The following is a 238-nucleotide window of genomic DNA, read 5'->3' as shown; positions in this document are numbered from 1 at the left end:
ACAGCGCCTCAATGCCCATGCGCTTCATCAGAGTGCCGACGTGTTTGCGCCCGACCCTGATAGCTTCACGTTTGAGCAGGCGAATCAACATTCGCGCACCGGCAAACGGGAACTCCAGATGCAATTCATCGAGCCGCCGCATCAGCTTCTGATCGGCCTCGCTGACCGGGTGCGGCTGGTAGTAGGCGCTTGAACGGGCAATGCCCACCAGCCGCACCTGCCGGCTCACCGGCAATGC

Annotated in this window: 1 protein-coding gene; it reads right to left on the bottom strand. The window is 61.8% G+C overall.

All coding sequences use genetic code 11. From position 1 onward, the window contains the following. A partial coding sequence (locus PQR02_RS40965) for an IS3 family transposase (protein WP_408243474.1) occupies nucleotides 1-238 on the bottom strand: 238 nt, incomplete at both ends.

Origin of the sequence: Paraburkholderia sediminicola (assembly GCF_046026895.1) — a bacterium.
GTDB classification, from domain to species: Bacteria; Pseudomonadota; Gammaproteobacteria; order Burkholderiales; family Burkholderiaceae; genus Paraburkholderia; species Paraburkholderia sediminicola_C.
This window is presented reverse-complemented; position numbering and strand designations above follow the sequence as displayed.